Source organism: Bradyrhizobium sp. Ai1a-2 (assembly GCF_000426245.1).
In the GTDB taxonomy this organism is placed as follows: Bacteria; Pseudomonadota; Alphaproteobacteria; order Rhizobiales; family Xanthobacteraceae; genus Bradyrhizobium.
In genome coordinates this window covers 1-26,945 of record NZ_AUEZ01000051.1, presented here as the reverse complement: position 1 = coordinate 26,945, position 26,945 = coordinate 1, and the positions used below count along the sequence as shown (strand labels likewise).

The following is a 26,945-nucleotide window of genomic DNA, read 5'->3' as shown; positions in this document are numbered from 1 at the left end:
TTCGCCTATGCCTGCTCCAATCCATGCCAAGGTCGTCATCATCGGGTCCGGTCCGGCCGGCTACACCGCGGCGATCTATGCGGCACGGGCGATGCTGGAGCCGGTGCTGATCCAGGGCATCCAGCCGGGCGGGCAGCTCACCATCACCACCGATGTCGAGAATTATCCGGGCTTCGCCGACGTGATCCAGGGCCCCTGGCTCATGGAACAGATGGAGAAGCAGGCCGCCCATGTCGACACCAAGATCGTCACCGATCTCGTGAGCAAACTTGAGCTGTCGCAGCGGCCGTTCCGCCTGACCTGCGATAGCGGCGATGTCTATCTCGCCGAGACCGTCGTGCTTGCCACCGGCGCACAGGCGCGCTGGCTCGGGCTGCCGTCGGAAGAGAAATACAAGGGTTTCGGCGTCTCGGCCTGCGCGACCTGCGATGGCTTCTTCTATCGCGGCAAGGAAGTCGTGGTGGTCGGCGGCGGCAACACCGCGGTCGAGGAGGCGCTGTTCCTCACCAACTTCGCCTCGCAGGTCACCATCGTGCATCGCCGCGATCATTTCCGCGCCGAGCGCATCCTGCAGGATCGCCTGTTCAAGCATCCGAAGATCAAGGTGGTCTGGGACAGCGCCATCGACGAGATCCGCGGCGCCGAGAACCCGACCAAGGTCACCCATGTACGCTTGAAGAACGTCAAGACCGGTGCACTGACCGAAGTGCCGGCCGACGGCGTCTTCATCGCCATCGGTCATGCGCCTGCGACAGACCTCGTCAAGGGCCAGATCAAACTCAAACCCTCCGGCTATGTCGAGGTCGCGCCGAATTCGACTGCGACTTCCGTGCCCGGGCTGTTTGCCGCCGGCGACGTGGCGGACGAAACCTATCGCCAGGCGGTCACCGCCGCCGGCCTCGGCTGCATGGCAGCGCTCGAGGCCGAACGCTTCCTGGCTTTGCGCGCGAGCGATCGCGCGGCGGCAGAATGATCATGGCTAGAACACGCGATGGATTTACGGACATGGACTGGGACAAGCTGAAGGTGTTTCACGCAGCGGCGGAAGCGGGAAGCTTCACGCATGCCGGCGAGCAGCTTGGCCTCTCGCAGTCGGCGGTCTCGAGGCAAGTCAGCGCGCTGGAGCAGGAGCTATCGGTCTCGCTGTTCCACCGCCACGCCCGCGGCCTGATCCTCACCGAGCAGGGCGACCTGTTGTTCCGCACCGCCCATGACGTCTTCATGCAATTGCAGGCGGCGCGGGCAAAGCTCACCGACAGTCGCGAGCGGCCGAGCGGCGACCTCAAGATCACGACGCCGCCGGCGCTCGGCATCAACTGGCTGATCCCGCGGCTCGACGAATTTACTGCGCTGTATCCGGACATCCGGATCTCGCTGATCGTCACCGACGAGGATCTCGATCTGTCGATGCGTGAAGCCGACGTCGCGATCCGCACCCGCAAGCCGACGCAGCCGGACCTGATCCAGCGCAAGCTGTTCTCGATCGGCTTCCACGCCTATTGCTCGCCGGAATATATCAAGCGCTTCGGCACGCCGCGCACGCTCGACGATCTCGACTCGCACCGCATCATCATGCTCGGCGACTCCCAGGTTCCGACACATCTGCAGAACCGGGCCTGGCTGATCGATGCCGGCCGCAACGGCTCCGGTCCGCGCGAGCCCTACTTCAAGGTCAACAACATCCTTGGGTTGGTGCGCGCTTGTCAGCAGGGCCTCGGCATCGCTGCGCTGCCGGATTACCTGGTCGAGGAAGACAGCCGCCTGGTGCAGTTGTTCGGCGAGTCCGACTCGATTCAGCTCGACACCTACTTCGTCTATCCAGAAGAGCTGAAGACGGTGGCGCGCGTGCAGGTCTTCCGCGACTTCGTTGTCAGCAAAGCGCAGCGCTGGCCTTCGTAAATCGCTTGTTTTCATAGAGGCCCCGGACTCCGCATGTCTGACATGCGGCTCGGACGGTTGCTGCATGGTGCCGATGGGGATCATAGTACTCGTGCGCTGAGCGGTCGCGCCACGCTTATGTCCCCCTCCTCCAGTGGTGCGGAAGCTCAGTAATCCCTCTTGGAAGGTGATTGTGTCGGCCTCACGTGGCCAATACCTTAAGCCGGGCTCGATCGAGCCCGGCTTCTTTTCGTGTTTTGCCCTCAACCGTGCATTTGACAACCTCTGGCTGTCCCAGCAGTATCGCAACACGATCACGAATTCGTGCGCAGCTTCGTCGTCGAAAAAAGCTCCCCATGCGGGGAGCCGAGATCGACGCGCGCGATAGAGTTAAATCGACCGAACCGATCCCGAAGACCCCGCCGCCTGGACGGGGTTTTTTATTGGTCCCGTCTCCGGCGTTTCACGCACCCCAAGGAGAAGGACCATGACTGATCTATCCGACCCACTACAGGGCCTGTGGCTGCCCCTGATCACGCCATTTCGCGACGGCAGGCTCGACGAGCCATCGCTGCGCCGTCTGGTGCGGCACTACGCGAGCGGCCCGGTCGACGGGTTGATCCTCGGCGCCACATCGGGCGAAGGCATGTCGCTCGACATCAGCGAGCTCGAACGGCTCGTGGCGCTGGTGCGGGAGGAGATCAACGATAACAGGCGTTATCTGCCGATCTGTCTCGGCCTCTCCGGCGCCAGCACCGCCAGGATCAAGGATGTGCTGGACGAGACGGCCGCCTGGCCGATCGACTTCTATTTGATCCCGAGCCCCTATTACATCAGGCCGTCGCAGCGCGGGCTGCTGCAGCACTTCACCGCGCTGGCCGATCATGCCTCGTGGCCGCTCCTGATCTACAACATTCCGTACCGGACCGCGGTCAACATCACCAACGAGACGTTGCTCGCACTCGCCGAGCATCCGAACATCGTCGGCATGAAGGATTGCTGCGCCGACCGCGCGCAATCGATCGACTTCCTGAAGCGGCGGCCTGCCGGCTTCCGCGTGCTGACCGGCGAGGACGCGCAATATTTCGACGCACTCAGCGACGGCGCCGACGGCGCGATCCTGTTGTCCGCGCATGTCGAGACCGAAGCGTTCGCCTCAGTGCGTTCGCTGTTGAAGCAGGGCAAGCGCGATGCCGCATCGGCGGCGTGGCAGAGCATCGCCGAGCTGACGCGCCTGTTGTTCGTCGAGCCGAGCCCCGCGCCGGCCAAGCATTGGCTGTGGCGCACGGGCTTGATCGACAGCGCGGAAGTGCGCCTGCCGATGGTGGAGGTAAGCGCGGAGCTTGCGGCGCGTCTTGATCGCGAGATCGAGCGTCGCGCACCAGCCTTGCTGGCAAGCGCGTAGAGCACTATGAGACAAGCTCAAATTGCTTCCGCGATGCGCGCTGCGCTCCCTCTCCCGCTTGCGGGGGAGGGCCGGGGTGGGGGTGCTTCCGCGATGGGACTTTGCGTGGGGAGAGAGCCCTCACCCGGCGCTGCGCGCCGACCTCTCCCGCAAGCGGGAGAGGTGAAGGAAAGGCGCGCCGTCAATCCAGCTTCGCCCTTGCGAGGCGGAGTGCGTTGCCGATGACGCTGACGGAGGACAGCGCCATCGCTGCGGCGCCGATGATCGGCGACAGCAGGATGCCGAACACCGGATAGAGCACACCGGCCGCGATCGGCACGCCGGCGGCGTTGTAGACGAAGGCGAACATCAGGTTCTGGCGAATGTTGCGCATGGTCGCGACCGACAGCCGCCGCGCCCGCACCAGGCCGCGGAGATCGCCGGTGAGCAGCGTCACGCCGGCGCTCTCGATCGCGACGTCGGTGCCGCCGCCCATGGCGACGCCGACATCGGCGGCAGCCAGCGCCGGCGCGTCGTTGACGCCGTCGCCGACCATCGCGACGACACGGCCCTCGCCGCGCAGCCGCTGCACCACTTCGCTCTTGCGGTCCGGCAGCACGCCTGCCTCGACCTCGTCGATGCCGAGCCTTTTCGCCACCGCACGCGCGGTGGTCGCATTGTCGCCGGTCAGCATCACGACGCGCAGACCGTCGCCGCGCAGCGCCGCCAGCGCGTCCCTGGCCGACGGCTTGACCGGATCGGCGATCGCGATCACGCCGGCCGCGCGCCCATCGACCGCGACATAGATCGCGGTCGCGCCGTCCTGCCGCGCGGTCTCCGCCGCCGCATCGAGTGCTGATGTCGCGATCTTCAATTCGCCCATCAGCATGGCATTGCCGAGTGCGACCTGCTTGCCTTCGATCGTGCCGGTCGCGCCCTTGCCGGACGGCGAGGTGAAGGCGCTGACCTCGGCAAGCGCAAGCTGGCGCTCCTTGGCGGCGTTCAGGATTGCAAGCGCCAGCGGATGCTCGCTGCCGCGCTCGACGCTTGCGGCAAGGCGCAGAAGCTCGGCCTCGTCGAACTCCGTTGATGCGAGCACGCCGACCACCTTCGGCTTGCCCTCGGTGAGCGTGCCGGTCTTGTCGAGCACCAGCGTGTCGATGCTCTCCATCCGCTCCAGCGCCTGCGCATCGCGGATCAGGATGCCCGAATGCGCGCCGCGCCCGACGCCGACCATGATCGACATCGGCGTGGCGAGGCCGAGCGCGCAGGGACAGGCGATGATCAACACGGTGACGGCGGCGACCAGGCCGAAGGTGAAGCGCGGCTCGGGCCCGAACACCGCCCAGGCGGCGAACGCCAGCACCGCGACCGCGATCACCGCGGGCACGAACCAGCCGGCGACGCGATCGGCGAGCCGCTGGATCGGCGCGCGCGAGCGCTGCGCCTTCGCGACCATGTCGACGATCCGCGCCAGCATGGTGTCGCGACCGATCTTCTCGGCGCGCATGACGAAGCCGCCGCTCTGGTTGACGGTGCCGCCGATCACCCGGTCGCCCTCGTTCTTGGAAACCGGCATCGACTCGCCGGTGACCATGGATTCGTCGAGCACGGCGCGGCCTTCGATGACGACGCCGTCGACCGGCACCTTTTCGCCGGGACGCACGCGCAGGCGATCGCCGACTGCGATCGCCTCGATGGCGACGTCTTCATCGCCATGCTCGGTGATGCGCCGCGCCGTCTTCGGCGCCAATCCGAGCAGCGCGCGGATCGCGCCCGAGGTCTGCGCGCGCGCCCGCAATTCGAGCACCTGCCCGAGCAGCACCAAGACCGTGATCACGGCGGCCGCTTCGAAATAGACCGCGACCTGGCCGTGCATGTCGCGGAAGGCCGGCGGGAACAGATGCGGCGCCAGTGTGCCGACCACGCTGTAGACATAGGCGACACCGACACCCATCGCGATCAGCGTGAACATGTTGAGGTTGCGCGTCACCAGCGACTGCCAGCCGCGTACGAAAAACGGCGCGCCGGCCCACAGCACCACCGGCGTCGCCAGCACGAACGAGATCCAGTTCGCCCATCCCATCGGCACCAGTTCGATACCCAAGGCGTGGCCGGCCATTTCGATCGCGAACACCGGCAGCGTCAGCACCAGCGCGATCCAGAATCGGCGCGTCATGTCGACAAGCTCCGGATCGGGCCTGTCATCGAGCGTCACCTCTTCCGGTTCGAGCGCCATGCCGCAGATCGGGCAGCTGCCGGGGCCGACCTGGCGGATCTGCGGATGCATCGGGCAGGTGTAGATCGTGCCGGCCGGCAGCGCCGGCTCGCTCTCGCGGGGCTTCAAGAATTTCTCCGGCTCGGCCACGAACCGTTCGCGGCAGCGCGCGCTGCAGAAGAAGTAATCCTGTCCCTTGTGGCTGAAGCGATGCTTGGCCGTGGCGGGATCGACCTTCATGCCGCAGACGGGGTCGGTCGCGAGCGCACCATTGTCGTCTGCACCACCATGCTTGCCGCCGCAGCAGCCAGCCGCCTGCGCGCCGTGGTGATGATGCGCGTGCTCCTCATGCGCGTGACCTGCCTGTGCCATGGCGAATTCTTTCCGGCCGGAGCGGCCCTTGAAGTCTATACCCTATGGGGGTATATGGACGCTATGCGCCACGAGATCAAGAGTTCCTGCCTGAAACGGCTCAAACGGATCGAAGGTCAGATCCGCGGCCTCGCCAAGATGGTCGAGGACGACCGCTACTGCATCGACGTGGTGACCCAGATCGGCGCCGCACGCGCCGCGCTGCGGCGGGTCGAGGAGGAAGTCCTGCGCGACCATGTCGCCCATTGCGTCGAGCACGCGATCTCCTCCGGCGACAAGGCCGACCAGCGCCGCAAGATCACCGAGTTGATGGACGTGATCGGCCGCGCCGATCGGTGATGCTCTCGCTTCCCCTCGAACAGCGAGAATCGCGGGACCATCCCAGCCTTCCCCCTTTCAGAGGGAAGGAGCGCAGCGGGTAAGCGGCAGCGCAGTCACCTCCCCTTGAAAAGGAGAGGTCGGTTTGCGCGTCAGCGCAAACCGGGTGGGGATCAGCTCTCTCCGCAGGCGAAGAAGAGCCCGCCGCGCCGTGGTTAATCCGCGGTAGCACCTGTGGTCAAATGCGAGCGAAATTGCGAGCAGGAACTTAAAAGCATTCGCGTATCGATCGCCCCGCCAAAGAATATGGGGCACATCGTGCACAAAGAATTTGATCAAATTTCAGAGCAACAGCAATTTACGACCGAAGACATCCTCTGGGCGCTCGGCATCTGGTCGGTGATCCTCACCCTCTCGCCCGTCATCATCTTCTACGTGCTGATGGTGGGATGAACGTCCATCGCGCACTCCGTCATTGCGAGCGCAGCGAAGCAATCCACTATGCCACTCGCGGCGATTATGGATTGCTTCGCGGAGCCTGTCATCGGACGGCGCTACGCGCCGACCCGGTGGCTTGCAATGACGCGCCATCCACCAACAAAAACGCGCGGAGGGCCGCGCGATTTTGTCAGTCTGGAGGGCCTATTCGCGACTAGAGCGTTTTCGAGCGAAGTGGACACCGGTTCGCGTGAAGAAAACGCGTCAAAACAAGAATCTAGAGCTTCGGTTCTGATTCAATCAGAACCGAAAATGCTCTAGGCCGCCTGCTTGTGCATCGCGCCGCTTGCCGATGCCGCGCCGCGGATTGCCTTGATCGAACGTTCTATCGCGGCCCACAGCCGGCCGACCTCGGCCGCCGCGCGCCCCTCGGCATCGTACTCGCGGGCGCCTTCACCATGGCTCAGCGCCATCAGCAGATCAGCGCGATTGGTGATCTGTCCGCTCCACACCGGTGCGCGGAATTTCGCCAGCGACTCGCGCGCGATCGTGACGATCGGGCTTTCGACGCTATCGCGCTGGGCCGGCGCGCCGTTGATCACGACCGCATAGGGCTTGCGCGATGAACGGCAGTTCTGGATCGTTTCCTGCACCGCGTTGACGTCGAACACGCCAGGCCGCGCCGGAATGATCACCATGGTCGCATTCTTGATGGCATCGTCGACGACGGCCGACAGGTTCGGCGGCGTGTCGATGAACACCCACTCGATCCCCTCGCGCTTGGCCGCAGCCACGATGCCGCTCACGGAATTGACGGCAGTCTTGATCGGCGGTTCGTTGGTGCCGCGCAGCTTGTGCCACAGCGTCAGCGAGCCCTGCGGATCCGCGTCGATCAGCAGACAGGGCTTGGTCGATTTGTGTACATGGGCAGCCAGGTGAGCAGCCAGGGTGCTTTTGCCCGAGCCCCCCTTACGCGAAGCAAAAACAATCACGTTCATTACGTTGGCCTCCAGATTGACCCCAGGCCTCGAAAATGAATCAGCACGATGATTCGCGAAAGCAGAAATTTGCGAATAATACGGCGGTAACCGCAAATTGCCGGAAAACGTTGTTGTTTGAGTCACACCTTGCGATGCACACAACCGACAATAGAAGCGAACGCGCGTTTTTTCAGCGAATCACGGCGCGTTTTTTGCGCGCTGACGCTCGGTCCACTTGCGCTCAACCCACCCGAGAGTCCGCGCGGTCGGCTTTTGTAACACTGGCACGTCCTGCGCGAACAAAACGAGTCCAAGCGGCAGCATCCAGAGCCCGAGCACCGGCAGGAAGCTGAAGACACCGCCGAGCATCAAGAGAATGGCGAGCGGCATCCGCGCGTAGCGCGACGACGGCCTGCGCAGCCACGCGAAAAACCGCGCGGGCCGCGGCGGCAGCTTGCCTTCGAACCAGGCAAAGTGCCGGTCTATTTCCATTCTGTAACGTTCGCTCACCGGATTCTCCTCGTGCGAGAAGATGTTGACGAGCGAGGGCGCTGCAAGGCGTCAGTCTGTCGCGCGCGCAGGGCTTGAAACGACGTTCGTCCGACTCGCGCCGCGGAATCGCGTTGCTCCGCGGCTGGCGATGTGGCGCTCCAGAGCGTTTTCGACCGAAACGGCCATCCATTCGTGTGAAGAGAACGCGTCAAAACAAAATCAAGTGCTTCGGTGCCGAAACAATCAGAACCTAAGCTCTATTCAGGCCTGGCGCGTCGCCGTTCCCTGCGAGCCCGTCGTTCCTCTTCCGGGTCGGCACCGAAGAACACCCGGCACGGCGGCGAGAGCTGCGCCTTGTTGCGGACCATGCAGGCAGTGATCATGTCGACGTCAGGAATAAATGCGCCGCACAGTCGCATCGCATCCGGCGAGCAAGCCTGCTGCTGCTCGGGCGTATAAGCGGCGCCGGGTCGCGGCCACATCGCGACGAATACCGTCGCGGCCAACAGCAAACCGAACCTGAAATAAGTGGAGCCGACAATCGTCATTGTTCCTCTCGCATCGCGTTCGCGGGAATAGTCGGTGAAGGCTGTTGGCTTGGCAAGCCAAGGGGACGGGAACATCACAGCTGAAGCACGGCACAGCGTCAGCAGCAAGATGGCCGGATCAAGGAAGGACGATGGCCATGGTGAGTGTCCCCAGTTTTGACGCGCATTGAAATTGTTCACTTATTTTCGCGGAGGATGCTTCGCGTCGCCCATTTTTTGTCGAAGCATCTCGTGACTTGTGACGAAGGCGATAACCGCGCCATCAGAGGCTGCAGCATTTCGCCGGAAACGGTGTGAGTCGATTGATGATAAGGTGAAAAACGCGAGACTGCGTTCACCATTCATCACAAGTGTTGGCGCCGAAATGCGCTTTGCAATTTCGCAGGTAAACACGCGACAAAGGTTGGAAGCGAACTGGACGCTCTGACGCGCACGACGACGCGCAACACCGCTCGCGTCGCGGCGTCGGATGATGGCGGACGCCGCCGCTCCGCCACCCGATCCGCCTCGCGCCATGGCTCAGCCCTGCGCCGACGCGTTCTCCACTGCCAGCAGATCCGCGTATTTCTTTTCGAAATCCCAGATTTTCTGGAAGCCGATCATCTTCACGAAGTCCTGGAAGGCCCATAGCGGCGTCTCGACCAACCTTCCCTCGGCGTGAGCTTCGTAGACGTCTTGAAGCGCTTTGGCAGCCGCAAACAGTCCCGCCGTGGGGTAGATCGCGGCGCTGAAGCCGATCTCCTCGAGCTGGCCTTGAGGAAGTATCGGGGTTTTGCCGCCGTGAAGCTGGTTGGAGACCAGCGGCGCGTCGACGGAGGCACCGATCTTCTTCATCTCCTCCACGGATTCCGGTGCCTCGATGAAGATCGCGTCCGCACCGGCCTTAGAGTATGCGACCGCGCGCCGTATCGCTTCGTCCAGCGATACCGCCGTCCTTGCGTCCGTTCGCGCCAGGATCAGGAATTCCTTCGAGGAACGCGCATCGCAGGCCACCTTGATCTTGTTCACCATCTCTTCGGTCGAGATGATGTGACGATTGGGAGTGTGCCCGCACTTTTTTGGAATCTGCTGATCCTCGATCTGGATCATCGCCACGCCGGCTTTCTCGTAACCGCGCACGGTATGATGGACGTTCAGCAGGCCGCCATAGCCGGTGTCGCCATCCGCAATGACTGGCTTATCAACGACCTGAGCGATCGCCGTCGCCCGGTCGAGCATGTCGGTATAGGTCGCGAGGCCGGCGTCCGGATATCCCAGATAGGATGCGACGGTGCCGAAGCCCGTCATGTACAGCGCCTTCGCATTTGTCTGGGCCGCGATTTTCGCGGACACCAGATCGAAGATGCCGGGCGCAGCAATGAACTCTCGCCCGTGCAGCATTTCCCTGATCGTTTTCTTAGCCATGTTGATCTCCCATGCGGCCGCTCGCGCTGATGCTTGGGACGAGCTGGGCTGACAGCTCGAGCGCGAGGCGCGCCATCTCACCTGCGGGATAATATCTATATTGTAATAGCTATATTAAAGTAGCCACCACCATCACGATGCCGTGCGTCGGCTCGCGCGAGATCTGCGGCTGGGATAGCTCTACGCAGGGCAGCGCGGAATCGTTCCAGTGCGGCGTCAGACACGGCGCGGACCCAACCGCGGCTTGTGATACCGAAGATAGCTATACTATTATAGCTATATGAAAAGCCGAGTTCCTCACCGAGAGACCGCGACGTTCCGCAACCAGTTCATGAATCTCTCGCGCCGGCTGCGCCGCGAAGCACACGCTGACGACCGCTCCTGGGTGCGGTTGCAGTTGCTTGGGGCCATTGAGCGGGCCGGAAATGCGGCCACGCCGACCATGCTCGGCGAATCCGAGAACATGCGATCCTCGAACCTGGCGGCCGCGCTTCGCGAGCTCAACGCGGAAGGACTGATCATCCGGATGCCCGACGCCGAGGACGGTCGCAAGGTGAGAGTCCGCTTGAGCCGAGCCGGCCGGGAAGCGCTTCATAAGAACGTCGCCCGTCGCGAGCAGTGGCTCGCGGCCGCGATCGAGCGATGCCTGACCAGGGAAGAACGTGCTTTGCTGTTCAAGGCAGGAGAACTCCTGGATCGCATCGCCTCATTTGGCGGGACCGATTCCGGAAAGTGATCGTCTTCGCTACCCGATCTGTATCCAGATTGCGTCGGGCCGTGGCTCCAAAACGGTATCTTGCGAGCGAATCAATCCGTTGCGATGCCGCGCACGGCTATCGAACGAGGGTCGCCTCGCCGATCCAGCGCTCTTCCCAGAGATAGAAGCGATCATTCGATCCGAGCGCCAGAACTGCCTCTTCGCGACACAAGAACACGAAACCCAGACGTCTGCGTTCGCCCGGCATCATGGCGCGTTCGAGTAGCGGATAGCCATTCCAGCCCTCGTCAACGCTCTTGTCCTTGGCGCATTGGCAGCCCCAGCCAAGCCTGACCGGCCCAGTCCGACCACCTGCCGCGACCGGATAGAGATACAGATCCACAGTCAAGTCGGGCGTTACCGAGTGCAAGGCGTTCAAGTAGGAGGTCTCGCGACTCACAGGCACACCTCAGATTCAGATGATGTGTGAACCAACTTGGTACGCTGGCGCCAACGTCTACCGACATGGAACGGCAGGCCCAGTTGCGCCCCTGGCTTTTCGCGCTTCCCCTTAACCCCGCAATTTGTTTTTCAACGAAGACGTGCGGGCGCATGCCGAGGTGCTGCAAGTTTCCGCTGTGCGGGGCGGAAATGGTCACGGTCTCATGCCGACATCTAGCCGGCGACCTCGTTTGGACAGCGTTGCTGTCTAATATCTGCCGCCCTCTGCACCTCGCAAGTTTCAACTCAAAAAAGGCCTTGCGCGAGAAGGAACCGGGTGCCACTGGCTGCATTTCTAGACATACGGGCCACTTGGTACGTCAAGTTGACCCTTTCACAAAAAACTTCGAAGGAAGCGACCATGCCACGGGTGAAGCAAGCTGCAAAGCAGGCGCGCACAACCAAAGCCTCCGCCGTGACGGCACTGAGTGCGGCCGGACTGGGTCTTTCGCTGACGGGGAGCGCATCCGCATCCACGATACCCGCCGCTGATATCCCGCGATCCGATGACATGTCGCCCAATCAGCGCCTCGTGCTCGGCGACGAGGAAATGGCCGACGTCAGCCTCGCCACCTTCTATCTCTTCGATAAGGAAAACGTTGGCAGCGACATGCAGCTGGCCGCCGTTGTTGTTCGCGGCTGCCGAGGTTGCGGCGGTTGCCGTGGATGCCGCGCATGCCGTGGCTGCGGGGGTTGGCGTGCCTGCGGAGGTTGCGGCGGTTGCGGCGGCTGCTGCGCACGCTGGGGCCGATGCCGCTGGTGCTAAGTACCGCGACGTAGCGGATCAACGACGAACTTCCTGCTCATGACAACGCCGCGGCGTGGCCGCTGGCGAACGCCGGAGGCTGTCAGGGATGTCGTCGTGGAAGTAGTCCCTGGTACAGTTGGGTGGGCTCGAACCACCGACCTCCTGTTCCACAGACAGGCGCTCTAACCAACTGAGCTACAACTGCATCCTAGGGCGAGGCCACGCAAATGGGCCTCGCGAATGGGCCGGAAACTAGGTGCAACGCCCCGCTTTGGCAAGGCCGAACAAGGCGGTTTCCCGCTTCCGAATACCCGTAGCCCGGATGAAGCGAAGCGCAATCCGGGAACGGCGTGACGTTTGGAAAGACCCCGGATTACGCTTCGCTTCATCCGGGCTACGTCACCAAAACAAAAGGCCCGGGCTCGGTTGCCCGGGCCTTTCGATGATTTTGTCTCGATCAGGCAGCCGGCTTGTAATACTTGGAGGCGTTGGCCTTGATCGGCTCGGCGGTCTGGTTTGCGACCCGCTGGCTGAGTTCGGTCAGTTCCTTGGCCTGGGCGCTGAAGGTCTCAAGGGTCTTGCGGGTCTGTGCGGTCCACAATTCCAGCGCCTCGGAGGGCGTCTTGGCTCCGAGCAGTTCCTGGGCGAAATCGAGCGCCGAGGTGGTGTTGGCCTTCACGAACTCCATCACCTTCGAGGTGTATTCGCTCGCGCCCTTGCTGGCGCTGGTGAAGACTGCCTCGATGGTGCCGTTATGGGCCTCGGCGGCGTCCTTGAACTTCGCGTAGTTGTCGCGTGCCTGGGAAACGCCCTTTTCGGCGAACGCGCGCATCTGCTCGGGAACTTCGAACGGAACGATCGAAGCAGAAAATGGATCAGTCGAACTGGTCATCGCATGCATCCTTCGCAACGGGGTAAAGTCGGTGACCCCATCGCGAACGCCGCCGGCCCGTGAGGACCGAGAACGGTCGAAATTGGATCACGCTGCCTAGTTCCTAGTTCACGGAATGCCCTGTCCCTGGGCAGGACAAGTAAACCTCCTTATCATGTCAATTTTGTGCAACGCAACGTTAAATCGGTGCGACGCCGCATTTCTCGGCCTAGGTTTCCGACTGGCGGTAAATGCGGCGCAAAACCTCACGATTTCGGCTTGATCGCGTCCATAGCGGCACGGCCGACGATCTGGCCCATTTCGCTCGCCTGCTGCGCCAGCGCGCGCATCTGGCCCTGCACATATTCGCTGTGCAGCCGCATCACTTCGCTGACGTCCTTGGCCTTCACGAGGGACTCCGCATAATCCAGCGACGCCTTGACGTTGTTTTCGGCGTAAGTGAACGCCTTGCTTGAAATATCCTTGGCGCCGGCGCGAACCGTGGCGCTGTGTTCCTCCAGCGAGCCGGCTGCGTCCTGTGCGCTGGTCAGAAACTTCTCGAGTGTCTTGCGAGCCTGCTCGACGCTCGCCTCCGCCATCGATCGCACGTCCTTTGGAATCTCGAAACGGTCCCGCGCATCGTTGCTCATGGTCCACTCCTTGTTTCTCTGTCGGGCCTTTGTGGCCCTTTCCTCCCGTTCGGATCGCATCAGCCTACCGTCAAAAGACCTCGCCCGAATGACGTAAGCTTTTTTGTCGTCGTGAACTTTTGACGCAGGTTTGCAAGGTATAACGCTGAAGCAGGCTTGATCGTTCGGCCAAGTTAACGTTATCGCGGCGTTGGATCGTGGGACTTTGGCGAGGCTGTGGACCTGCCGCGTCGCACTTGCGATACTAACGGTCTGTTAAGGCTGTCATCGTTTGGCCGCCGATTTCTTCCAGCCATCGGCGAGCGAGAAGCGAAAGCGTGCGGTCAAGTGGTCGCGATGAATAGTGCGGAATTCCAGTTGCAGGGCCTCGGCGATCCGCGGCTGGCCGTGCATGCGACGAGCGCCCTGCCCACATGGCTGTGGTCGATCGACGGCAAGCGGATATTGTGGGCCAATCCGGTCGGCGCGCAGGCGTTTGGCGCCGAGACCGGCGTTTCGCTTTCGACGAAGATGTTCGGGCCGGCCGACCAGCATCGGCGGCAGATCGCGAGGCTCGCCGGCCGCCTGCCGCAAAACGGCGCGGTAAGGCTGGAGCGGCTGCGCGGCTTTGCCGCGCCGCCCGGAATGCTCGCGACCTGCGCCTGTTCGCGGCTCGAATTCGCCGATGGCCGGCATGCCGTCTTGATCGCTGCCGCGAGCAACGCGATCAATCGAACGATGCCGCTGCTCGAGCGGCTCGCGCGCCTGGTCCGGGGCGTCGAGATACCGACGGCCGCATTCACGCGCGACGGCATGTTCGTCGGCGTCAACGACGCTGCGCGGGCGCTGCCCGGCTTCCGCAATCTCATCGAGGCCGGCTTTGATGCCGCGCGCGAGGACGCGCTCCGGCACGGCCGGGTCGAAACCTCCGTCAGCATCGGCCACATGGTGTGGCAGCGTGTCGGCAGCGGCGCGGATGTCGGCCTCATCGCGATGATCGTGCCCGCGGCCGCAGAGCCGGAGCCTTCCCCGCCGGAAACCGCGCCCGCCTCGGCGGCCAGACAGCCGTTCTACGAGCAGCCCGCGCTGTCAGGAGAAGCGCCGGCCGAATTCGCGCTGTTCGACGCGCTGGATCCAGAGCCTGAGGAAGGCGAACCATCGCCCTTTGTCGAGGTGGTCGCCGACGAGCCGCCGGCGCTGCTCGCGACGCCGTTGTCCTACACGACGCCGGACGGACGCGCGCCGGCCGGTGCGTCCGAGAAAGCGCCGTCATGGCATGACGAACCGATCCCGAAGACGCGCCGCTACCCGCTGCGCTTCATGTGGCAGATGGACCGTGAAGGCCGCTTCTCGCTCGGCTCGGACGAATTCACCCGGCTGATCGGCGTGCAGGCGGCGACCGGCTTCGGCCGGCTGTGGAACGACATCGCGGAGAGGTTCGGCCTCGATCCCGAAGGCCGGGTGATGAAGGCCTTTGCCAGCCAGGATACCTGGAGCGGCATCACGCTGAACTGGCCGGTCGATGGCGACGGCCGGTTGCCGGTCGAATTGTCCGGCCTGCCGATCTTCGACAGCGCACACAATTTCGCCGGCTATCGCGGCTTCGGCATCTGCCGCGATTTCGACGCGCTGGCGCGGCTGGAGGCGTGGCGCCGCTACGAATTTTTCAGTGGACCGCCGGCCCAGCCACTGTCCGCCGACACGATTCCGGCCGAGCCTGAGCGATTGGAGGTGCGAGAGGCGCCGCGCCCCGAGGTCTCCGGCGCGGCATCGTCGATGGAGCCTGCCGCGGCATCTGTGACTGAGGCGGAAGTGCCCGAGCCGAAAGCGTCCGAGACTTCACAACAGACCGATTTGGAAACGACTTTGGATACGCCCGACGACATGCCAACGGAAACGCCGGTCGAGGCGCCCGGCAACGTGCTGCCATTCCGTCCGCCCGGCGAACCGAGGCCGCCGTCGTTGACGCCGGTCGAGAACAACGCCTTCAACGAACTGGCGCGGCAATTATCGGCACGGCTCGAAAGCCAGCTCTCCGCAAGCCCGACGCCATCCGCCACCGACGAGCCGGTGTCCGAAGCTCCACCACCGCGTGCGGAAGCGTCCGAACCAGCCTTCGAGGCGCCAATCTTGGAGGCGCCGAGCGTGGAGGAGCCCGTCACCGCCGCGCCGGAATGGCTGACCGAGCCCGCGCCGCCGCCGAGCGGAGAAGCCGGGCGCGATCGCGTGCTGCTCGACCTCATGCCGGTCGGTGTCCTGATCTACCGGCTCGACCGCCTGCTCTATGCCAACCGCGCGTTCCTGGAGCGGATGGGATATGAGAGCGTGCGGGCGCTGGAGGATGCCGGCGGACTCGATGCGCTCTACGTCGAGGCCGGTGTCCCGGCCGCGAGCAGCACCTCCGACACCGGCACGCCGGTGAGGATCGCGGCGGCCCCGCCGCATGGCGATGTCGACCATCCGAGCGCGGAGGCCCGCCTCCACACGATTTCCTGGGACGGTGAGTCCGCGCTCGCTTTGATCTTCTCCGAGCGGCGCGACGAGGGCGCGGCCATCGCCGCGGCGATCGCGGACGCGCTACCGCCGCCTGTGCCGCCGGGAGCTGGCCTCGCCGATGCCGAAGAGCTCGGCGCCATCCTCGACACTGCGGCCGAGGGCGTCGTGATGATTGATGCCGAGGGCAACATCAATTCCTGCAACCGCAGCGCGGAGGCGCTGTTCGGCTATGACGGCGACGAGCTCGTGCAGCGCAACCTCGCCGACCTGTTCGCGGCCGAAAGCCAGCGCGCCATGCGCGATTATCTCGAGAGCATCAAGGGCGAAGGCGTCGCGAGCCTGCTCGACCACGGCCGCGAAGGGCTCGGGCGCGTGCGCCAGGGCGGCCTGGTGCCGCTGTCGATTACCATGGGCCGAACCCGCGCCGACGGGCCGAACTTCTTTGCGGTGTTCCGCGATTTGTCGCAGGCCAAGAAGACCGAGAGCGAGTTGCGCGAAGCCAAGCGCCTCGCCGAGCGCGCGTCGACCGCGAAGGCCGATATGCTGGCACGGATCAGCCACGAAGTGCGCACGCCGCTGAATGCCATCATCGGCTTTGCCGAAGTGATGATCGGCGAGCGTTTCGGCACGCTCGGCAACGAGCGCTATCTCGAATACATGAAGGACATCCGCGCCTCCGGCGAGCACGTGCTGGCGATCATCAACGATCTGCTCGATCTGTCGCGGATCGAGACCGGCAGGCTCGATCTCGCCCTCACCGACCAGAACCTGAATGAAATGGTCGAAAGCTGCGTCGCAGTCATGCAGCCGCAGGCCAACCGCGAGCGCATCATCATCCGCACCTCGCTTGCGCATATGCTGCCGCCGGTGCTGGCGGATGCACGCGCGCTGCGCCAGATCACGCTCAATCTGATCGGCAATTCGATCCATCTCGCCAATGCCGGCGGCCAGGTCATCGTCTCGACCGCGTTGTCCGATTTCGGCGAGGTGATGCTGCGTGTCCGCGATACCGGACAGGGCCTCAACGACAACGAGGTCGCCGCCGCCCTCGAACCGTTCCGCACGCCGGCGCCGTCCGACCAGACCACCGAAGGCGCCGCGGTCAGCCTGTCGCTGACGAAGGCCCTCGTCGAGGCCAACCGCGCCAAATTCCACATCAAGACCGGCGGCCGCTCCGGCACCCTGATCGAAGTCGCCTTTCCCCACGCGGCTGCAAGGGCGTAAGCACACCCCTGTAGCCCGGGTGGAGCGAAGCGCAACCCGGGGACGCCTGCGCCCGCGTTCGCGAATGCCCCGGGTTACGCTTCGCTCCACCCGGGCTACGGCGCTGCGGGGATGTGTCGCGTCCGGTCAACGTCCTGCGGCACAATTATTGCTCGTTTTTCCCGGACTTGAATGCAGTGGTGCTCTTCACGCCTAATTTCTAAGCATCATTATTGTCGATTGGTCCCATGCGCTGCCTGGTTGTCGCCGATCTGCATTATTCATTGCCGCAGTTCGACTGGCTGCTGGCGGCCGCGCCGCAATTCGATCTCGTGATCTTCGCCGGCGATGCGCTGGACATCGCATCGATCGTCGACTTCCGCGCCCAGATCGTCGTGGTGAAGAAATATCTCGCGCTGCTCGCGAGCCGCACCCGCGTCATCCTCTGCTCCGGCAACCACGATCTCGACGAGCGCAATCCGGACGGCGAGAAGATCGCGCGCTGGGTCGGCGACGTCAGGGAGTTCGGCATCGCCTGCGACGGCGACAGCCTGACCATCGGCGACACGCTGTTCACGGTATGCCCGTGGTGGGACGGCCCGCTCGTGAAACAGCGGCTCGACGCGCAGCTTCGCGACGCCGCCGTCAACCGGCCGGCCAAATGGATCTGGGTGCATCACGCGCCGCCGGCGAATTCGTCCACGAGCTGGGGCGGCAAGCGCTTCTTCGGCGACGTCGAGCTGGTGCAATGGATCGAGCGCCATCGGCCATCGATGGTGATATCAGGCCATGTGCACCAGTCGCCGTTCATTCCTGATGGCTCGTGGTTCGACCGTCTCGGCGCGACCTGGGTGTTCAACACCGGCCGCATGCCGGGCCGCCCGCCGACCTACATCGTGCTCGATATCGACGAAGGCACTGCATTCTGGCTGGCGCCGGGCGCGGAGCAGACCATCGACCTCAACGGCTCGCTGCAGCCGGCCGCGCGGATCGAGAACCCGCCGCCCTGGCTCACATCCTTGGGTCTGATTGCCGATCCGATCCTGGCGCGACCTGCATCGGCGGCAGGTTGATCATGCTCTGCAGGATCTCGCCGACCATCGCCAGATGCGTGCCATGGTCGGCATATTGGTGCATGAGGTCGGCGAGATAGGTGGTGGCGACGTTGAGCCGCTGCGCGAGCAGCCGGGCCAATAGCAGCGCGACTTCCGGCTGCTCGCGCAGGAAAGCCGCCGCATCATCGAATTCATAGAGCAGCGAGTCGGAGGCCGCACGCACGGTCGCGGTGTGTGGCTGATCGAGCAGCACGCTCATCTCGCCGAGCACAGCGCCGGGCTCGGAGAGCATCGCGACCACGCTGTCGCCCTTGATCACTTCGAGCCGCCCTTCGATCAGCACGAACAGATGCCCGGTCTTGCCGCCCTCATGCATCAGAACCGTGCCGGCCGGCGCCTGCCGCCGAACGCCTCCACCGCAATAATCCAGGATCGCGCGCATCCGATGGTCACCTCTCCGCAACAAAGACTAGGCGCGGAGCGCGCGAAGGGGAAATGCATTAGCTGGGCGCGCTGCCCAAATTGTCGGCAAGGTCACGCCGGCGTCGAGCTGACCGCCGGCAGGAAATCGCCGATCGTATCGAGGAAGACCTCTGGCGCCTGCAGTTGCGGGACATGCGCGCAACCCGGGATGATCTTGAGCCGCGCATCCGGCAGGCCGGCTGTCAGTTCATGCGACATCGGCGGCGGCGTCGCCTCGTCGTGCTCGCCGACCAGCACCAGCACCGGCAGCTTCACGCCTTGAAGCTGCGGACGCAGATCGAGACCCGCCAACGCCTCGCAGGCGGCGCGGAAGACGTCCGGGTCTGTGCGCAGGAAGGCCTCGCGGCGGTCCCGCATCAATTCCGGATGCTGCGCCTGAAACTCCGGCGCGAACAGCCGGCGCATCGCGACATCGGTGATGGCCGCCACCCCTTTCTCTTTGGAGACGGCGGCCATGGCACGGAACGCCTCGCGCCCCGGCTCCGAGAAAGCCGCGCCGCAATCGGCTAGGATCAGCCGGCTTGCGATCGCCGGATGCCGGATCGCCATCTGCAGCGCGACGAAGCCGCCATAGCCATTGCCGAGCACGATCGGCGCCACACCGTCGGCGGCCTCCTGCAGCGCCTCCGCCATGCGGTCGGCCACCGCGGCAAGCCCGCCGTCAACCGCGCGCGACCGGCCGAAGCCCGGCAATTCCGGCACGATCACCCGAAACGCCTTCGACAGCTCAGGCACGATCGCATCGAAGCTCGCGCGATCCGACAACAGCGAGTGGAGCAGGACCAGCGGCGGCCCTTCGCCTGCCTGCGCTGCGTTGACGGTGCCGTTGGCAAGAAGCCGATCCATTCCCGCTCTCTTTCCTAAGCCGCGTTTCGCGATTCCGGCGCCCCGGCGGGACGCCAATACCAGCCCCATGGATAAATCAGATTTCATATATTTCAAGCCTTTGGGACTTGACGTGATATTTCACAATGGCAAGATTAGGACCATGAACGAGCCGAAATCCATCCTACTGCGCGATAATATCTACGAGCGCCTGCGCTCTGATATTTTAGCATGCCATCTTGCACCCGGCGATGATATGCGTGAGCAGGATCTGGCCGAGCGCTACGCCGTGAGCCGCCAGCCGGTCCGGGAGGCGCTGCTGCGGCTCGAGCGCGAGCATCTGGTCACGGTGCAGCCGCGCCAGGGCTACCGGGTCAATCCGATCTCGCTCTCGGACGCGCGCGACCTGCTGCGCTTCCGTCTGGCGCTGGAGCCGGCCTGCGTGGCGGAAGCGATCGAAGGCGCATCCGACGCCACGCTGAAGGCGCTGGACCAGTTCCGCGAATTCTCCGGCAGCCATGAAGACTTCATCACCTACAACCGCGCCTTCCATTCCGCGCTGGCCCATGCCTCCGGCAACCGGCGGATGGCGGCAGCGCTGTGCGACCTGATCGGACAGGCCGACCGTCTGGTCCGCGTCAGCGTCGCCAATGTGAAGGACCATGACCCGACCCGGCTGGTCGCCGAGCACGCCGCGCTGATCGGGGCGATGCAGCGGCGCGAGACGCGCACCGCCGTCCGCATCATCAAGGCCCACATCGTCCAAACCGAAAAGCGCGTGCTGCCGGCGCTCAAGCGTAACGCCGTCATCGTCGTCGAAGAGAGGTAGCCATGAACATTCCATCCAAGCCGGCGTCGATCGACGTCGAAATCCACGGCAACTTCGTCGACGGCCGCGAGATCGAGGCCGGCAGTGGCGAGATGCTCGACGTCCGCAATCCCGCGACCGGCGACGTCATCGCCCGCATTCCGAACTCGACCGCCGAAGACATCGACCGCGCCATGAAGAGCGCGCGCGCCGCCTTCGAGGGCAAGGCGTGGGGCGGCATGGACACGCGTTCGCGGGCGAAGCTGATCAACCGGCTGGCCGACGCGTTCGAGGCCAATCTCGATTCGCTCTATCGCCTCGAAACCCTCAACAACGGCCGCCCGGTCAACGAGACCCGCGCGCAGCTCTCGCGCCTGCCGGATTTCTTCCGCTACTTTGCGGGCCTTGCGCTATCGCGCCGCGACTCCGTGATCCCCGTCGAGGGCTCCTACCTCAACTACACGCTGCGCACGCCGATCGGCGTCGTCGCCAATTGCACGCCGTTCAACCATCCGCTGATGATCCTGTGCAAGTCGCTGTCGGTGGTGCTGGCGACCGGATGCGTCACCGTGGTCAAGCCGTCGGAATACACGCCGCTGACGACGCTGAAGCTGGCGCAGATCTTCACCGAGGCCGGCCTGCCGCCCGGCGTCTTCAACATCGTGCTCGGCCTCGGCCAGAGCGCCGGCAAGATGCTGGCGGAGCATCCCGATATCAACAAGCTGGTGCTGACCGGCGGTACTGAAGCCGGCCGCATCGCCGGCAGCGCCGCAGCGAAGGTGTTCGCGCATCAGACCATGGAGCTCGGCGGCAAGACGCCGGTGATGGTGTTCGACGATTTCGACGTCGACCGCGCCGTCAACTATGCCGCATTCGGAGCCTTCATCGGCGCCGGCCAGACCTGCGTCTGCGCCTCGCGCCATCTGGTGCAGGCCTCGATCTATGACGAGTTCGTCGCGAAGCTGCAGGCCAAGACCCGCACCATCCGCATCGGCGATCCCTTCGATCCGGCGACCCAGCTCGGCCCGGTGATCTCGGCGCGGCAGCGCGACCGCGTGCTGACTTATTCGCGCTACGGCCACGAGGACGGCGCGCGGCTCGTCACCGGCGGCGTCGCGGCCAAGGTGCCGGGCCATGAGAACGGCTACTTCGTCGAGCCGACCGTGTTTGCCGACGTCAGGTCGGACATGCGCATCTTCCAGGAGGAGGTGTTCGGTCCCTTCACCTCGGTGACGCCGTTCAAGGACGAAGCGGACGCGCTGCGGCTCGCCAATGATTCCCCGTTCGGCCTTGCGGCTGCGATCCGCACCCGCGACGTCGCCCGCGCGCACCGCGTGGCCGCCGCGGTGAAGGCCGGCATCGTCTGGATCAACGACCATCACCGCCTCGATCCGGCCTCGCCCTGGGGCGGCGTCGACGATTCCGGCATCGGCCGCGAATGCGGCACCGAGAGTTTCGACGATCATTTCAACACCAAGAGCGTGATGGTCGCCACCCACGACCAGCCGTTCGACTGGTACCGCGACACGGCAAACCAGCGCCGCCTGAACTGATCATGATGATTTTGAGCAGAAGCGACGACGATCTCCCTCGCCATTCTTCGTCGTCATCCCCCGCGCAGGCGGGGGATCCAGTAAACGCCGGCAGTTGTGGTTCGACCGAGACGCCGGTGTGTACTGGATCGTCCGCCTTCGCGGACGATGACAGCGGAGTTCTCCCCGCAAGCGGGCCGACGTGGACCGGAGTTCGCTTCGGCATGCGGAGTCGCATCATCACGCATTAGCAATTTCTCGCGGCCATCGCCCAACAGAAGGCGGCCGCATCAAGAACAACAGTAAGGAGGAAGCGTATATGTCGACTTCGGTCAACGCGGGCAGCCGTCTCGATCGGTTGCCGATCGGCCCATTCCACCGCCGGATCATGCTGCTGATCGGCATCGGAATGTTCTTCGACGGATTTGATATCTATATCGCCGGCACGGTGCTCGGCGTCACCTTGAAGACCGGGTTTTCGACCCTGGCGGAAAACGCCGCATTCATCTCGGCGACATTCGTCGGCATGATGCTCGGATCGTTCGGCACCGGCTTTCTCGGTGACCGCTACGGTCGCCGCTTCACCTACCAGTTCAATTTGCTGCTTTTCGGTATCGCCTCGCTCGCGGCGGCGTTCGCGCCGAACATGATGTTCCTGATCGCCTGCCGCTTCGTGATGGGCGTGGGCCTCGGCGCCGAAAACGTCGTCGGCTATTCGACGATGACCGAGTTCGTGCCGGCCCGCACGCGCGGCAAGTGGCTCGGCTTCACCGCGGTCTGCGTGGTGACCGGCCTGCCGGTGGCTCTGCTGGTCGCCTCCGTCGTCGTGCCGATCTTTGGCTGGCGCGCGATGTTCGTGCTCGGCGGCGTCGGCGCACTCATCGTCTGGTATCTGCGCAAGTCGCTGCCGGAATCGCCGCGCTGGCTGGAAGCCGTCGGCCGCACCGCGGAGGCGGAAGCATTGATGCAGGCAATCGAGAAGGAGGCCGCGCAAGGCCAGCCGCTGCCTGCGCCGGCGGCTGCCGCGACGGTGCCTGCCTCGCCTGACCTTGGCACGCTGTTCACCCCGCCGCTGCTGTCGCGCATGATCGTCGGCGCGGTCTGCCTCATCACCATCAACACCCTGCTCTACGGCTTCGTGACATGGCTGCCGGTGTTCTTCATCAAGCAGGGACTTTCGATCGCGACGTCCTTCGGCTATTCGCTGCTGATGGCGCTGGGCGCGCCGGTCGGCTCGGCCATCGGTGCATTGACCGCGGACCGCTGGGGCCGCAAGCCAACCATCATCGGCGCGTCGATGATCTCGGTCGTGCTCGGGATCATCTATCCCTTGATCTCCGACCCCTTCCTGCTCCCCGCCGTGGGCTTTGCGCTCACCGTTCCGATCTACGTGCTGGTGGCGCTCTTGTTCGGCATCTACATCCCCGAACTGTTCCCGACCGAAGTGCGCCTGCGTGCCTCCGGGATCGTCAACACGCTCGGGCGCGGCGCCACCATCGTCACTCCCTTCCTGGTGGTGACGCTGTTCGAGGCGCGCGGCGTCGCCGGCGTGATGGCGCTGATGATCGGGCTCCTGGTCGTGCAGATCATCACGGTGTGGGGACTTGGCATCGAGCCGCGGCATCGCAGCCTCGAAGAGCTGAAGAAGGACGAGACCGCTCCGGCTCTGGTGAAGCAGGTGACGTGAGAGAAGGCTGTCACTCCGGGTGCGATGCATTGCATCGCCCCGGAATCACGCCTGCGCATAAGCTGGAATCACTCTAAATCACGCCGTTCGCGACATCGGGTCGCGGACATCTCGCCGTCGCCTGCGCTAGGCACTCCGGTACCGCGTGACATCCTGCCGGAGCAGCCTCATGATCAATCTTCGCGTCCTCGCCGCGTCAGCGGCGGTGCTGTGCCTGACCTTGCCCGCCATCTCGACCGCATCGGCCGACAATGGCGAAGTCAATGTTTACACCTATCGTGAGACCAAGCTGATCCAGCCGCTGTTCGATGCCTTCACCAAGGACACCGGCATCAAGGTCAATGTCGTCTCGGCGAGTTCGGGACTTGAGCAGCGCATCAAGGCGGAAGGCGCCAACAGCCCGGCCGATGTGCTGCTCACGGTTGATATCGGCCGCATCGACGAAGCCGTGCAGGCCGGCGTCACCCAGCCGATCAAGTCGGAGGTGATCGACAAGACCGTGCCCGCGCAATATCGCGATCCTGACGGGCATTGGGCCGGCATTTCCATGCGCGCACGCGTGATCTATGCCTCCAAGGACCGGGTCAAGCAGGACAAGATCACCTATGAAGAGCTCGCCGACCCCAAGTGGAAAGGCAAGATCTGCATCCGATCCGGCCAGCACATCTACAACAACGCGCTGTTCGCGGCCTACACGGCCAAGTACGGCGAGGCCAAGGCCGAGGAATGGCTGCGCGGGGTCAAGGCCAATCTCGCCCAGAAGCCGTCAGGCGGCGATCGCGAGGCCGCGCGCGACGTCGCCGCGGGCAAATGCGACATCGGCATCGGCAACACCTATTACTGGGCGCTGATGATGAACAATGATCCCGATAAGAAGCCGTGGGCGGAGGCGACCCGCGTCGTGCTGCCGACCTTCGAGGGCGGCGGCACCCACGTCAATCTTTCCGGCGTGCTACTCGCCAAGCATGCGCCCAACAAGGCCAACGCCGTGAAGCTGATCGAATGGCTCGCCGGCGAACAGGCGCAGCAGATGTATGCCGACCAGAACTACGAGTATCCGGTTCGTGCCGGCGTCGCCGTCAATCCCACCATCGCCGGCTACGGCACGCTGAATGCCGACAGCCTGCCAATCTCGAAGATCGCGGCGAACCGCAAGGCGGCGGCAACGCTGGTGGACAAGGTCGGCTTTGACAACTGACCTCTCCGCTTCGCCCCCTCCCCCGACTGCAAGCGGGAGAGGTGACTCCAAGGGCCGCTCCGCGGCGATGTTGGCGAACGTGAGGTGCCGATTCTCCCTCTCCCGCTTGCGGGAGAGGGTTGGGGCGAGGGCTCTCTCCATCGCGGGACTCTTCGTGTGGAGAGAGCCCTCACCCGGCGCTGCGCGCCGACCTCTCCCGCAAGCGGGAGAGGTGAAGGTGAACAGTCAGTCCGGCCAATCGTCCCGACCAAGCACGACGCGACGCGTCTACGCCGGGCGGATCGCTGCGGCGATCGCAGTGGCGACTGCGGCGCTTGTCGCCGCTCCCGTCATCTCGATCCTGTCGCTGGCCATGCAGCCGGCGCCGGAGGTGTGGCACGACCTGATCAACTACGTGCTGCCGGCGGCGATCGTCGACACCGCGCTCCTGCTCGCCGGCGTCGCTGCGCTGACGCTCCTGCTCGGCGCCGGCACCGCGTGGCTGATCTCGCGCTATGATTTCCGTGGCCGCCGCACGCTGCTATGGCTGATGCCGCTGCCGCTTGCGGTCCCGACCTATCTCGCGGCTTACGTCTATGCCGATTTGTTCGAGCCGCTCGGGCTCGTCCATCGCACGCTCGCGATCTGGCTGCCGCTCCGTGACGCCGTGGGCTTGCTGCCCAATCTCCGCTCCCTGCCCGGCGCGATTGTCGTGATCGGACTGGTGCTCTACCCCTACGTCTATCTGTCGGCGCGGGCGATGTTCCAGTTTCAAACCGCCGAATTTGCCGAGGCCGCAAAGACGCTCGGCGCCGGCAAATGGACCGTGTTCTGGCGCGTCTCGCTGCCGATGGCGCGGCCGGCGCTCGCGGTCGGCGTGGCGCTGGTGTCGCTGGAGACCTTGAACGATATCGGTGCCAGCGAATATCTCGGCATCCGCACGCTGACCGTCTCGATCTTCACGACCTGGCTCAATCGCGGCAGCCTCGCCGGTGCTTCGCAGCTCGCCTGCCTGATGCTCGCCATCGTCGCCGGCCTGGTCATCATGGAGCGCTACGGCCGCCGCAACACCAATGCCGAACTCGCCGCCGAGAGCCCGCGGCTGACGCCGCGCACGCCGCTGGTGGGTGCAAAAGCGTGGTCGGTGTTCGCGGCGTGCCTGCTGCCGGTGCTGATCGGCTTTATCGTGCCGCTGCTCTATCTCGTGCATCAAAGCGTCAAACGCGGGCTGCTCGCCAATTTCGATGCGTCGCTCTGGCGCCACGCGTTCCACTCGGTCGCGTTCGCAAGCCTGGCCACGCTGCTGGCGCTGCTGCTCGGGTTCTCCACCATCATCGCCCATCGCTGGCGGCCAAGTCCGTTGCAGCATATCGCGATGAACATCTCGCAGGCGGGCTACGCACTGCCCGGCCTCGTGATCGCGCTCGGCCTGCTCGCGCCGGTGCTTGCCGTCGACAACGGGCTGAATGCGCTCGCGACGTGGACTGGACGATCGCTGCCGGGATTGATCCTGATGGGCTCGGGCTCGGCCGTGGTGATGGCCTACGCGATCCGCTTCCTGGCGGTGCCGACCGGCCTGATCAAGGCCGGCTTCGAGCAGATCCCACGCGACTATGACGAGAGCGCACGTGCCGTCGGCGCCGGCCAGGCAACGATCCTGCGCTGGATTCACCTGCCGCTCCTGAAGCCCGCACTGTTCGGCGCCGCCATCATCGTCTTCGTCGATTGCCTGAAGGAGCTTCCCGCAACGCTTCTGCTGCGCCCTCTGAACGTCGAGACGCTGTCGACCTCGATCTACCAATTCGCCAGCCGCGGCAGTTTCGAGGAAGGCGCACTCGCAGCGCTGCTCATCATCGCCGCCAGCATCGGCCCGGTGGCCTGGCTGACGCGCTTCTCCGACGTGCCGAACGGACCGGCGTAAGAACCATCCTCGTCATTGCGAGGAGCGTAGCGACGAAGCAATCCATGTCTCCGCATGTGGCGCTATGGATTGCTTCGCTCCGCTCGCAATGACGATGTGGAGGCGGTGAGTGCGACAAATCAACCCGTCGGGCAAATCAGGACGAAAGTCTGTCCAGCCCTCACAGAAAAAACATTCCGCTTCCGTCGTCGGGCAAATCAGCACTATGACTCCGCGCGTCTCACCCGAATGAGGGGCGGCTCGCGATCGTCACGAACGTTGCGGTGAGATGCGGTGGACG

24 protein-coding genes and 1 tRNA gene are annotated in these 26,945 nt (G+C 64.4%); 14 read left to right on the top strand and 11 right to left on the bottom strand.

What is annotated here, in order from left to right; translation table 11 throughout:
* The first annotated feature begins 7 nt into the window (after positions 1-7).
* The 3 genes from trxB to K288_RS0127785 all read left to right on the top strand — a co-directional run bounded on the left by trxB (position 8) and on the right by K288_RS0127785 (position 3,283).
* Positions 8-973 carry a thioredoxin-disulfide reductase gene (trxB, locus tag K288_RS0127795; protein ID WP_027582504.1) on the top strand — a complete coding sequence of 322 codons (966 nt, stop codon included), beginning with the start codon at positions 8-10 and terminating at the stop codon, positions 971-973.
* Between the two features lie 2 nt (positions 974-975).
* Positions 976-1,899, top strand: a complete 924-nt coding sequence (locus K288_RS0127790; protein ID WP_027582503.1) for a LysR family transcriptional regulator — start codon at positions 976-978, stop codon at positions 1,897-1,899.
* A gap of 466 nt (positions 1,900-2,365) precedes the next feature.
* Positions 2,366-3,283, top strand: coding sequence for a 4-hydroxy-tetrahydrodipicolinate synthase (locus tag K288_RS0127785; protein ID WP_027582502.1), 918 nt, complete (start codon positions 2,366-2,368; stop codon positions 3,281-3,283).
* A 181-nt stretch (positions 3,284-3,464) separates the two neighbouring features.
* Here the strand turns inward: K288_RS0127785 and K288_RS0127780 are convergent, their stop codons facing one another.
* Positions 3,465-5,852, bottom strand: coding sequence for a heavy metal translocating P-type ATPase (locus K288_RS0127780; RefSeq protein WP_027582501.1), 2,388 nt, complete (start codon positions 5,850-5,852; stop codon positions 3,465-3,467).
* Positions 5,853-5,915: 63 nt separating this feature from the next.
* Here K288_RS0127780 and K288_RS0127775 point away from each other — a divergent pair, with 63 nt between their 5' ends.
* Positions 5,916-6,191, top strand: a complete 276-nt coding sequence (locus tag K288_RS0127775; RefSeq protein WP_027582500.1) for a metal-sensitive transcriptional regulator — start codon at positions 5,916-5,918, stop codon at positions 6,189-6,191.
* A gap of 297 nt (positions 6,192-6,488) precedes the next feature.
* Positions 6,489-6,623 (top strand): hypothetical protein, encoded by a 135-nt coding sequence (locus K288_RS55530; protein ID WP_256378849.1) that lies wholly within the window; start codon positions 6,489-6,491, stop codon positions 6,621-6,623.
* Positions 6,624-6,925: 302 nt separating this feature from the next.
* Here K288_RS55530 and K288_RS0127765 read toward each other — a convergent pair whose 3' ends face one another.
* From K288_RS0127765 to K288_RS46755, 4 genes are all read right to left on the bottom strand, one after another.
* A complete protein-coding gene (locus K288_RS0127765; protein WP_027582499.1) occupies positions 6,926-7,606 on the bottom strand; it encodes a ParA family protein in 681 nt (226 codons plus the stop codon).
* A gap of 180 nt (positions 7,607-7,786) precedes the next feature.
* Positions 7,787-8,098 carry a hypothetical protein gene (locus K288_RS0127760; RefSeq protein WP_027582498.1) on the bottom strand — a complete coding sequence of 104 codons (312 nt, stop codon included), beginning with the start codon at positions 8,096-8,098 and terminating at the stop codon, positions 7,787-7,789.
* Positions 8,099-8,337: 239 nt separating this feature from the next.
* The gene (locus K288_RS0127755; RefSeq protein WP_051334772.1) at positions 8,338-8,628 is read right to left on the bottom strand and encodes a hypothetical protein; all 291 of its coding nucleotides are present in this window, start codon (positions 8,626-8,628) and stop codon (positions 8,338-8,340) included.
* 519 nt (positions 8,629-9,147) lie between these two features.
* Entirely contained in the window at positions 9,148-10,032 is an 885-nt protein-coding gene (locus K288_RS46755; RefSeq protein WP_043160873.1) for an isocitrate lyase/PEP mutase family protein, read from the bottom strand.
* A gap of 331 nt (positions 10,033-10,363) precedes the next feature.
* Between K288_RS46755 and K288_RS0127745 the strand changes: the two genes are divergently transcribed.
* Positions 10,364-10,768: a MarR family transcriptional regulator gene (locus tag K288_RS0127745; protein ID WP_244443276.1), complete on the top strand. Its 405-nt coding sequence runs from the start codon at positions 10,364-10,366 to the stop codon at positions 10,766-10,768.
* Between the two features lie 97 nt (positions 10,769-10,865).
* Here the strand turns inward: K288_RS0127745 and K288_RS0127740 are convergent, their stop codons facing one another.
* On the bottom strand, positions 10,866-11,138 hold the full coding sequence (locus K288_RS0127740; RefSeq protein WP_027582495.1) for a hypothetical protein: 273 nt from the start codon (positions 11,136-11,138) through the stop codon (positions 10,866-10,868).
* Between the two features lie 453 nt (positions 11,139-11,591).
* Between K288_RS0127740 and K288_RS50900 the strand changes: the two genes are divergently transcribed.
* Positions 11,592-11,996: a hypothetical protein gene (locus K288_RS50900; RefSeq protein ID WP_084799754.1), complete on the top strand. Its 405-nt coding sequence runs from the start codon at positions 11,592-11,594 to the stop codon at positions 11,994-11,996.
* 110 nt (positions 11,997-12,106) lie between these two features.
* Here K288_RS50900 and K288_RS0127730 read toward each other — a convergent pair.
* From K288_RS0127730 to K288_RS0127720, 3 genes are all read right to left on the bottom strand, one after another.
* Positions 12,107-12,183 (bottom strand) — tRNA-His (locus K288_RS0127730).
* 252 nt (positions 12,184-12,435) lie between these two features.
* On the bottom strand, positions 12,436-12,870 hold the full coding sequence (locus K288_RS0127725) for a phasin (protein ID WP_027582493.1): 435 nt from the start codon (positions 12,868-12,870) through the stop codon (positions 12,436-12,438).
* A 245-nt stretch (positions 12,871-13,115) separates the two neighbouring features.
* Complete coding sequence (locus K288_RS0127720; protein WP_027582492.1) at positions 13,116-13,499, bottom strand: phasin family protein; 384 nt, start codon at positions 13,497-13,499, stop codon at positions 13,116-13,118.
* Positions 13,500-13,835: 336 nt separating this feature from the next.
* Between K288_RS0127720 and K288_RS0127715 the strand changes: the two genes are divergently transcribed.
* Positions 13,836-17,198 (top strand): PAS domain S-box protein, encoded by a 3,363-nt coding sequence (locus K288_RS0127715; RefSeq protein WP_027582491.1) that lies wholly within the window; start codon positions 13,836-13,838, stop codon positions 17,196-17,198.
* Positions 17,199-17,425: 227 nt separating this feature from the next.
* Positions 17,426-18,250 carry a metallophosphoesterase family protein gene (locus tag K288_RS0127710; RefSeq protein WP_027582490.1) on the top strand — a complete coding sequence of 275 codons (825 nt, stop codon included), beginning with the start codon at positions 17,426-17,428 and terminating at the stop codon, positions 18,248-18,250.
* On the opposite strand, the gene K288_RS0127705 is transcribed toward K288_RS0127710, so the two are convergent.
* Positions 18,189-18,674 (bottom strand): cyclic nucleotide-binding domain-containing protein, encoded by a 486-nt coding sequence (locus K288_RS0127705; RefSeq protein WP_027582489.1) that lies wholly within the window; start codon positions 18,672-18,674, stop codon positions 18,189-18,191. The two genes, K288_RS0127710 and K288_RS0127705, sit on opposite strands and share 62 nt — an antisense overlap.
* A gap of 92 nt (positions 18,675-18,766) precedes the next feature.
* The gene (locus tag K288_RS0127700; protein ID WP_027582488.1) at positions 18,767-19,561 is read right to left on the bottom strand and encodes an alpha/beta fold hydrolase; all 795 of its coding nucleotides are present in this window, start codon (positions 19,559-19,561) and stop codon (positions 18,767-18,769) included.
* Between the two features lie 160 nt (positions 19,562-19,721).
* Here K288_RS0127700 and K288_RS0127695 point away from each other — a divergent pair, with 160 nt between their 5' ends.
* The 5 genes from K288_RS0127695 to K288_RS0127675 all read left to right on the top strand — a co-directional run bounded on the left by K288_RS0127695 (position 19,722) and on the right by K288_RS0127675 (position 26,665).
* A complete protein-coding gene (locus K288_RS0127695) occupies positions 19,722-20,369 on the top strand; it encodes a GntR family transcriptional regulator (protein WP_027582487.1) in 648 nt (215 codons plus the stop codon).
* A gap of 2 nt (positions 20,370-20,371) precedes the next feature.
* On the top strand, positions 20,372-21,901 hold the full coding sequence (locus tag K288_RS0127690) for an aldehyde dehydrogenase (RefSeq protein ID WP_027582486.1): 1,530 nt from the start codon (positions 20,372-20,374) through the stop codon (positions 21,899-21,901).
* Positions 21,902-22,199: 298 nt separating this feature from the next.
* A complete protein-coding gene (locus tag K288_RS0127685; RefSeq protein WP_027582485.1) occupies positions 22,200-23,567 on the top strand; it encodes an MFS transporter in 1,368 nt (455 codons plus the stop codon).
* Between the two features lie 169 nt (positions 23,568-23,736).
* Positions 23,737-24,765, top strand: a complete 1,029-nt coding sequence (locus K288_RS0127680; protein ID WP_027582484.1) for a Fe(3+) ABC transporter substrate-binding protein — start codon at positions 23,737-23,739, stop codon at positions 24,763-24,765.
* Positions 24,766-25,045: 280 nt separating this feature from the next.
* Positions 25,046-26,665, top strand: coding sequence for an iron ABC transporter permease (locus K288_RS0127675; RefSeq protein ID WP_027582483.1), 1,620 nt, complete (start codon positions 25,046-25,048; stop codon positions 26,663-26,665).
* Positions 26,666-26,945: the final 280 nt, after the last annotated feature.